8 protein-coding genes and 1 pseudogene are annotated in these 7,786 nt (G+C 67.7%); 6 read left to right on the plus strand and 3 right to left on the minus strand.

Annotated elements, in window-relative coordinates; all coding sequences use genetic code 11:
• Together ACZ6ZT_RS34830 and ACZ6ZT_RS34835 are read left to right on the plus strand one after the other, a co-directional pair.
• A partial coding sequence (locus ACZ6ZT_RS34830) for an RICIN domain-containing protein (protein ID WP_469724451.1) occupies positions 1-397 on the plus strand: 397 nt, incomplete at its 5' end.
• A 216-nt stretch (positions 398-613) separates the two neighbouring features.
• Entirely contained in the window at positions 614-772 is a 159-nt protein-coding gene (locus tag ACZ6ZT_RS34835) for a hypothetical protein (protein ID WP_469724452.1), read from the plus strand.
• A 111-nt stretch (positions 773-883) separates the two neighbouring features.
• Here ACZ6ZT_RS34835 and ACZ6ZT_RS34840 read toward each other — a convergent pair whose 3' ends face one another.
• Together ACZ6ZT_RS34840 and ACZ6ZT_RS34845 are read right to left on the minus strand one after the other, a co-directional pair.
• Positions 884-1,165: a hypothetical protein gene (locus tag ACZ6ZT_RS34840; RefSeq protein ID WP_469724453.1), complete on the minus strand. Its 282-nt coding sequence runs from the start codon at positions 1,163-1,165 to the stop codon at positions 884-886.
• A gap of 258 nt (positions 1,166-1,423) precedes the next feature.
• Positions 1,424-3,016, minus strand: coding sequence for an ISL3 family transposase (locus ACZ6ZT_RS34845; protein WP_469724454.1), 1,593 nt, complete (start codon positions 3,014-3,016; stop codon positions 1,424-1,426).
• A 1,183-nt stretch (positions 3,017-4,199) separates the two neighbouring features.
• Between ACZ6ZT_RS34845 and ACZ6ZT_RS34850 the strand changes: the two are divergent.
• Both ACZ6ZT_RS34850 and ACZ6ZT_RS34855 read left to right on the plus strand, forming a co-directional pair.
• A pseudogene (locus ACZ6ZT_RS34850) lies at positions 4,200-4,313 on the plus strand (transposase family protein); the annotation flags it as partial.
• Between the two features lie 139 nt (positions 4,314-4,452).
• Positions 4,453-4,671 carry a DUF397 domain-containing protein gene (locus ACZ6ZT_RS34855; RefSeq protein WP_469724455.1) on the plus strand — a complete coding sequence of 73 codons (219 nt, stop codon included), beginning with the start codon at positions 4,453-4,455 and terminating at the stop codon, positions 4,669-4,671.
• Between the two features lie 318 nt (positions 4,672-4,989).
• On the opposite strand, the gene ACZ6ZT_RS34860 is transcribed toward ACZ6ZT_RS34855, so the two are convergent.
• Positions 4,990-5,187, minus strand: coding sequence for a hypothetical protein (locus tag ACZ6ZT_RS34860; RefSeq protein WP_469724456.1), 198 nt, complete (start codon positions 5,185-5,187; stop codon positions 4,990-4,992).
• A gap of 582 nt (positions 5,188-5,769) precedes the next feature.
• On the opposite strand from ACZ6ZT_RS34860, the gene ACZ6ZT_RS34865 reads away from it, so the two are divergent.
• Together ACZ6ZT_RS34865 and ACZ6ZT_RS34870 are read left to right on the plus strand one after the other, a co-directional pair.
• Positions 5,770-6,366: an RICIN domain-containing protein gene (locus ACZ6ZT_RS34865; protein ID WP_469724457.1), complete on the plus strand. Its 597-nt coding sequence runs from the start codon at positions 5,770-5,772 to the stop codon at positions 6,364-6,366.
• A gap of 73 nt (positions 6,367-6,439) precedes the next feature.
• Positions 6,440-7,287, plus strand: a protein-coding gene (locus tag ACZ6ZT_RS34870; protein WP_469724458.1) for an IS5 family transposase whose coding sequence is annotated in 2 segments (ribosomal slippage) — positions 6,440-6,806 and positions 6,806-7,287 — 849 coding nt in all. Because the reading frame shifts where the segments join, the coding sequence is not laid out codon by codon here.
• Positions 7,288-7,786: the final 499 nt, after the last annotated feature.

Below are 7,786 nucleotides of genomic sequence, written 5' to 3' on the forward strand. Positions count from 1 at the left end.
CCTACTCCTGACCAGCGAAAACGCCGCCCTCAAGTCCGGAAAGACAACAACCTCTGAGAACGGCGCCACTGCCAACCAGTGGACCTGCAACAACTCATCCACCCAGCAGTGGAAGACCACCAATCCCACTGGCTGGGGCACGATCGTCAATGCCAACTCGGGCCTATGCCTGGAGATCCGGCGCGACGCCACCGGCAACGGAGCCACCGCCAACCAATGGGAGTGCAACGGCTCAGCCACCCAGAACTGGCAGTGGAAACCCTCATCAGACGGTGGCTGGAACCTCGTCAACGCCAACTCCGGCAAATGCCTGGAGATCGTCGCTGGCTCCGCCGACAGCGGAGCCCTCGCCGCTCAGTGGGACTGCAACGGCTCCCCCGCCCAGAGGTGGGCCTGAGGCCGGCCTGATCGGCTGGTACCGAGCCCACCCGATACCGGAGCGATACGCGAGGAGACATAACACGGGCAGCACCGGCCGACCCAGCGGTGTGGATGAGGTCGGCATCGTCCCCTAACGCCCCGCCAGCACCCGCGCCCGCGCAGCCCCGGACACCCCTGGGAAGGCGTCCAGTTCGCCGCATCGTGGGGTTCCCGCGATGTCCTGGACGTCACCTTGGTCGAGCCCGCTCTGGTCGCGGAGATCAGCGCCGACCGGGCCATCGACCGCGGCGGGGTGTTCCGCCATCCGCTCCGCTTCAAACGGCTGCGCGTGGACGTGGGTGTGGGGGACGTTCCGGCGTTCGGGCAGGGCCCGGCGCCGGCCGCCGACTGAGCGTCTTTGGCTGTGTAGGTGAGAAGCGGGTTCTGGCACAGATCTTGGGGAGCGGTCGCGGAGGGTGACAGGTTCGTTCGATTGCAGGAGGGGCGGCGACCTCGGGGACCGTCAGCGTTCACGCATTCTGGTCCACCACCAGCGCGTCGTCGCCCACTCGTTGTAGTTGGGCTCCGGCAAGGTGCGGCGCTCGAATTCCTCATCGATACGCGTGATCAATCGGCCCAAGTCCCGTTTGGCTCCGGGCGGAAGGTGCAGCATCGCCCACTCCAGGTCATCACGGGCATCTCCCACCCCGGGCGAATCAAACGCGGAGGCGTCCAGGTAGCGTCCGGTCTCCATAAAAGCCCACTCGAAACACGAGAGTGCCTTGGCGACCGCGTTGGGCCACATCTTGTGGTCTTCGACCCGGCGGATCGCTGCACGCGTCCGCGCGGAGACACCGGGGACCCTCTGAACCGGATACTGCCATCGTGGCCGCCACCGCTCTGCACGGACGGCCTCGGGACGCCTACGCGGCATCGCCCTTTCGGATCAACATGAGGCCATCCTGCCACGGCTGGGCAACTGCATGCACTGGCTATATGCCAGCCGCAGCAGGGGTTCCTACTATCCGGTTTTCGCGCAGCCTTTGGGGAACGTCGCGAAGTGTTACTGGAGAAGGATCAGCTTGCGGAGCAGTTCGAATCCGGCGCGGCCGTAGAGTTGCCGCTTGATCTTTTTGATGCGATTGACGGCGCCCTCGATGCTGCCGGAGCTCCAGTCGAGAGTGAGCCCTGCTGTCACGGCGTCGAGGTCTCGGAGTAGGTGGGGTGCGAAGCCGGTGAGGCCGGGTAGCTGGCTGGCGTCGACTGCGTCGATCCAGGTGGGGAGTGTGGAGCCAAGGCGGTCGGTGAGGATCTCGCCGAAGTCGCGGACGTGTCCGGCGGCCTTGTCCAGTTCGGGGCAGTGGGCCAGGACCTCCTTCAGGCCGGCCCGGTCTTCCTCGGCCAGGGTCGTGGGGTGTCGGGTGAGCCAGCCGGTCACCTGCCGCACTGTCGGCGGTCGCGGCGGCGCGCCAACCGGAGCCCCGCGGAGGGTGGCGATGTGGGAGCGGACCATCTGGTAGGTGACGGGCGCGTTGTCGGCAACCAGTTCAGTGTGGAGGCGGGTGACGCTGGTGCATCCCTCGGCGAAGCGTCGCTCCAGGTAAGGCTTGTAGGGGTCCAGTCTGCTGGGCCGGGGGCGGTTCTCGCGGAAGGTGTCCTGCCAGCGTGCGGCGTTCGCGTACCGGAGGACGGTGTTGAGGCCCCAGCCCAGGTGTCGGGCGATCGCCCGGCGTGAGTGGCCTTGGGCCAGGAGCTCGTGAACCAGGGCGTGTGCCGCCTTCTTTCGCTCGGCGCGTCGGCCGACGGGCTCCGAGTCGTCCTGCGGTCGACCGGAAACAAGTCCGGTGGCCTCCGGCAGCATGGCGCTGGGCGATGGGTTGCGCAGGCAGTCGCGATGGGCGGCGACGCAGGTCTCCACGGCCCGGCCGAGGCCCTGCCACAGATGGAACCGGTCAGCGACCTGCAGAGCGTCAGGGGCACCGCGCCGGGCGCCTTCGGTATAGGCGCCCGCCCGGTCCCGACAGATGATCTCCACGCCTGGGTGACGGACCAGCCACGCAGCCAGCGGCCCGGCCTCACGCGTCGGGAGCACATCGACCACGCGATGGTCTTCGACGCTGGTCAAGACGGTGGAGTAGGTCTGGCCGCGACGGATCGCGAAATCGTCCACGCCCAACACACGCGGCGTGCTGAACGAGGGATCGGGCAATGCCATGACCCTGCGCAACAAGGTCATCCTTCCCGCGCCGAAGCCCAGCTGGGCTGCCAGCCGGGCGCCGGCCCGACCGGCCAGCGCGAGCCCCACCCGCTCCAGGGCATGGTTGAGCCGAGTGGTGAACCGTGCGTACGGGGCAGCCAGCCGCGAGAACCGCTCAGCAAACGTCCGACGCGGACAGTCCGCCGCCCCACAGATGAAACGCCGGACCACCAACCGGATCACGAAGTCCTGCTCAGCGAGCGGAAGATCCTTCAACCTGCGGCGATAGCGGTCGTGCACCCGGTCCGAGAAGCGGCCACAGTCCGGACACTCCTCGCCGGCCACCCGGCCCCGCGCCACCACCTCGACCGTACCGAACAAGGCGGTCACCGCCTCGACGTCCACGTCGTCGATCCCGTCGAACACGAGTGAGTCCCAGAACGATGCGTTGGTCTGCATGACCGGCACGATCACCGCCCACGGCCGCCCACGGCAGAAGCCATCAGGGAGTTGATGGAGCGTCACTTTGGGCTGCCGGGCAGCCAGGCGTACGCGGTCTCACGCGACCCAACCCCTGACAATCGAACACCAAGGTGACGCTCAGCGACCGCTCCCCCAGATCTGTGCCAGAACCCGCAACAAACGAACGAAGCCAGGCGGTGCCTTCGCCAGCCGATTTTCGCTGCTGCGGCCAGTCCATCCCGAGTTCGGCAAGGGGCAGGCCGCGGGTCGGTTGCGGGTGCCGGTGGCGGCTTGGCGGTGGGCGACCGGCTGCGGTCTGGTCCCGCCGGCGGACGCCGGTACCCGGTTGTGGTCCCGGGCGGTGGGGGAGGCCGCCGACCCGGAGGCGGTACGGGCGGCGCTGCGGGGTCCGATCGGTGCCGGGGTGGCGGCGGACCGGCTGACGGCGGCCTTGGGGGAGCCGTTGCGGTGCCGGCCTCGGGTGACCGCCTCGGCGATCGGCCACCTGGTGAAAGCCGGTCTGCTGGTCTACCTCGGCGGGGACGTGGCATTCCCCGACGTCCACCCGGACCAGGTGGCCGCCCTCGCGCGCCGCCGGGACCTGCCGGCCCTCCTCGACCGGCACGTCCCCCTCGGCCCGGACCAGGCCGCCCGCCGGCTCGGCGTCTGCAGGACGGATTGGGACCAGGTGGTCAGAGGCTCGGTTGGGTCGCCCCGGTCGGCTCGGTGGAGATCGACTACAAGCACCACGGCGGCGTCACCACGGTCCCGCTGTACTCCGCGGAGTCCGCCGCGCTGCTTCCGGTCGTGCGGCCCATGGTGGATTGGCGGGCGGTGTACGCCGTCCCCGCGGGGCGCCGCTCCCCGCTCGCTGGGCTTGAGCCGGCCCCGGGGTGGGAGCGGGTGTTGTTGGCGGAGATGGGCGCGGATGGCCAGGGTGGGCCGGGCGGCGGTGGTGAATTGGCGCCGCCGGCACCCCGACTTCCCCGCCCCGGTGGCCGGCACGGAGGTGCAAGCAGTTCGACCGGGCGGCGGTGGTGGCTTGGCTGCTTGCCCACGACAAGATCGGGGTGCCCTTGGCCATGCCGTCGGCCTCGCTGTTCGTGGTGGGCGCCGGGCGCCGTGCGTCCCGGTTGCGCCTCGATGACCCGCATCTGGTCCTGGCCGACGACGCCGAGGGGGAGGACCGGCTGTCCGGCTGGTCGGCCGGCCGTGGAGCCTTCCGCTGGAGGACCGGGCACTACTGGTGGCGGCGTACTGGCGCACGAATTTGACGGTGCGCCAGCTTGCCCCGGAACGGTACCCGCTCCATCGGGGCCCAACCGACGTGTGCGGGCGGAGCCAAGCACGGTCCTCGATGAGCCCAGAAGATGCTTAAAGGTGCACCGGTGGTTGATGTGTTGCACGGTGGAAGGTGCCGAAAGGAGATCAACATGCGCAAGCAGGATCTGTACGAGCGGGAGCTTTCATATGTCTCCTGGCGCAAGAGCAGCAGGAGCGCTGTCGATGGCGACTGTGTGGAGGTGGCCGATCTTGGTGGCGGCGCGGTTGCTGTGCGGGACTCCAAGAACCCCGGCCGGGGCGATCTGCGCTTCACCGGGCAGGAGTGGGCGGCCTTCCGCGACAGAGTACGCGACGGCGAATTCGGCTGACATCACACGACCCCCCGGGTAGGAGCGGGCCGTGCCAGGAGGCAGCCCCGTGCGTGCATGCGCGTCCGCAGACCTTTAGCAGCCTGGCCTGCGGATGGGCCGTCAGTCCCCTGGCGGAACCAGGCAGCCGTGAGCCTCGCGTCCCTGTCGGGGTCACAGGTATGGATGACTGTGACCATTCGCCCTGGACGTCGTAGACGTCGTCCTCGACGTCGGGCTCCACTCAGGGAGTATGAGCGGCCTGGCCTGGGTTGAGGGGGCCAGAGCGGCCGTGGCCTGGCTGGCCGCGGCCGCTCAGTACCCGCGAAGGGTCGTGGGTCAGGCCCTGTGGTCCTCGTAGCCGAAGGTCCTGGGGTCAGCGCCCCTGGTGCCCTGCGTGGGGGAAATCTGCTGGCGGAGGGTCTGGACGGCCTTCCCCAGGGGTGCGGTGTCCGGGCTTCCCATGAGCTTGTTCACGGTTTCCTCGGGTAGCTGCTTTGCTGCGTAGATCAGGTCCGAGGCGGGATCGTTGGGCATGATCGGCTCCTGTTGGGTAGACGGCGTGTACCTCTACGGTCTGACGCCCGTGGTTCGTCTGTACCGCGGCTACGCCGAGTGATCACAGATCTTCGCTCGTTCGATCTATCGCTAGCCTCAACGCCTCCCTTCATCAGGGAGGCGCGGGGGTGGCCCACCGCGGTGGTGGGCCTGGTGATGGGCGCCATGCGGTTCTTCACTGGGCGGCGTCGCCAGTCTTCACCGGTGCGCAGGGGCGCTGAGCTGGGCGGGATGTGGAGGGGCGTGGCGTTCTTGTGGTGCTGGTCGTTGTCGTTCGGCGTGTAGGCGGTCTGGCGCCCAGGTGACGGGCTGCGGCCTGCTGGTGGGGACGGGGGAGGCCATGGCGCTGCTCCTCGGTGCGGGAATCCCTCTATTCCGTCATGTGTTCGATTTTCTGTGCGAGGGGGCGCACCGCACATCCCGGTCCGCGCATATTGTCATTGTTAGTCCCCTACTTGAGTGGCATTCGGCCTATTTGGGCCGGGCTGTGGGCAGTTCTGGCGTGCGCCAGCGGCGGGTCGCCGCACGAGTACCCAGGCGCCTAGCAGGAAGGGCCCCCTGATGCCTATCCCGAATCCCCACATGCGTCGCCGCCGTGTGCTGCTGCGTCTGGTGCCCGTTGTGGCCGCGCTGACGCTGTGCGCAGTCGGCACACCGAGCCAAGCAGCTGACGTCACCGATGTCCGTCACCAGGAAATCGTCAACAGGGCGGACGGGGGCCGACTCAGCTCGTGGGACGACGCCACACACGATGGAGTCGCCGCCAGTACGATCCGCGAGCCCAACGACAACTACGAGGCCCGGACCAGCACCCAATGGGAACTGGAGCAACAAGACGACGGGAGCTGGCTGGTGCGCAACGAGAAGAACGCCGGCTTGTGCCTTCAGCCCACGGCCACCGCGACGATCAATGCCGTGGTTGTGCTGAAGCGCTGCACCGGCGAGCGGATTCAGACCTGGCAGATCGTCCCTGAGGAAACCGACCTGGACCTCGCCGCAGGCTCCAGCGGCTGGTGGAGCCTGCGGCCGGCGGACAACCCCATGCTTGCTGCCGCCCCCGTGACGGTTGGCGGCGCCTACAGCGGGATCAGGCTCTTCCGGGCCACCAACAGCGCTGACCGGCTCTGGCACCACCAGTCGGCCCGGCACAGCTGGTAGCACGCACCACATCTTGGTGGGCTCCCTCCCCGATCGAACTTCCGGGGCAGGGAGCCCGGTGACTTCACATGCGATCCAGCCGAGCACTTCCCGGCCAGCATCGCCTGCACCCTGGATTGTTCCGGACGGGCTGTGGGAGATCGCGGAGCCGCTGATCCCGTCGTCGAAGGTGCGGCCGCAGGGCGGTGGCACGCAGGACACGCCTGATGAAACGCTGTTCGCGGCGATCATCTACGTGCTGGTCAGCGGCTGCGCCTGGCAAGCTTTGCCACCATGCTTCGGAATATCGAAGTCGACTCCCCACCGCCGGTTTTTGATTTGGTCGCGGGCAGGAGTGGGGGGCCGGCTGCACGAGGAGATCTTGCACCGGCTTGACGACGGGGGCCTTCTTGATCTCTCCCGCGTGGTCCTCGACTCCGCCCACGTCAGGGCTAAAAAAGGGGCGAACTTACAGGTCCGAGCCCCGTGGACCGGGGCAAGCCGGGCTCCAAGATGCACATCCTGTCGGACGCGACCGGACTGCCCCTCGTTGTCGGTGTTTCGGCCGCCAACACCCACGACAGCCAGGCACTGAAGCCCATGGTGCTCGGTCACCAAACGAGACACGACCCCCACCGCGGCCGCCACTTCAAGCCCAAGCGTCTGCACGCCGACAAGGCCTATGACATACCTGAGCTGCGGAAATGGCTCTGCGGCAAACGCATCGGCGTCCGTATCGCCCGCAAGGGAACCGAGTCATCACAGAGACTCGGGCGACGTCGGTGGGTGATCGAGCGGACGATGTCGTGGCTGACCGGCTACCGCCGGCTCAACCACCGCTACGAACGCTATCCCCGCAACTACCTGGCCTTCCTCGGCCTGGCCGCCGCCCTCTGCTGCTACAAACGCCTCATCCGCCTCACCACACAGGACACGGTCTAAATGTCACGATCGACGGGCGAGTTTCCCCATCTCGGCCGTGATCGGGTTCGCCTGCGGGCCGTTGGGCTGGTCAGGCCCACGAGGGGGTCGTGGAGACAGTCTGGTGCGGTGAAGGGGGTGTCACCGGGATGAGTTGAGCTGGTCAGGGAGACGCCGTGTCGCAGTGCGGAGTTCTGAGCTCGGGCCTGATTGCGCAGGTTGGTTGAGTGCTGTGCAGTCCTAGCGATCCACCACGTCGCGCACCTGTCGCCGGTCAGTGAATCTGAGCAGTCGTCATGCTCCTGACCTGCAGGTGTGCAGGTTGGTTGAGCGGGGTGGTGGCTGTGTTGGCTCATTGAATCTGCGCAGTGTCCGCGTACGCCAGTCGTCTGACCTGGGGAGTCCGTAGGTCGGGGTCTGGTTGTGCAGGTTGGTTGAGCACTGCGCAGTTTCACTGGTCGTTGGTGGGAGGTCTCGGTGGTCTGACCGGGATGTTTCTCGTTTTGTTGTCCAGTGATCG

It is taken from the genome of Streptomyces sp. NPDC102258 (genome assembly GCF_055584685.1).

What these genes read in the sequence shown, in the direction of transcription:
- ACZ6ZT_RS34840 (WP_469724453.1), bottom strand. Translation starts at nt 1,165, where the DNA reads ATGTGGCCCAACGCGGTCGCCAAGGCACTCTCGTGTTTCGAGTGGGCT.
- ACZ6ZT_RS34845 (WP_469724454.1), bottom strand. Translation starts at nt 3,016, where the DNA reads ATGCAGACCAACGCATCGTTCTGGGACTCACTCGTGTTCGACGGGATC.
- ACZ6ZT_RS34865 (WP_469724457.1), top strand. Translation starts at nt 5,770, where the DNA reads ATGCCTATCCCGAATCCCCACATGCGTCGCCGCCGTGTGCTGCTGCGT.
- ACZ6ZT_RS34860 (WP_469724456.1), bottom strand. Translation starts at nt 5,187, where the DNA reads ATGCCCAACGATCCCGCCTCGGACCTGATCTACGCAGCAAAGCAGCTA.
- ACZ6ZT_RS34855 (WP_469724455.1), top strand. Translation starts at nt 4,453, where the DNA reads ATGCGCAAGCAGGATCTGTACGAGCGGGAGCTTTCATATGTCTCCTGG.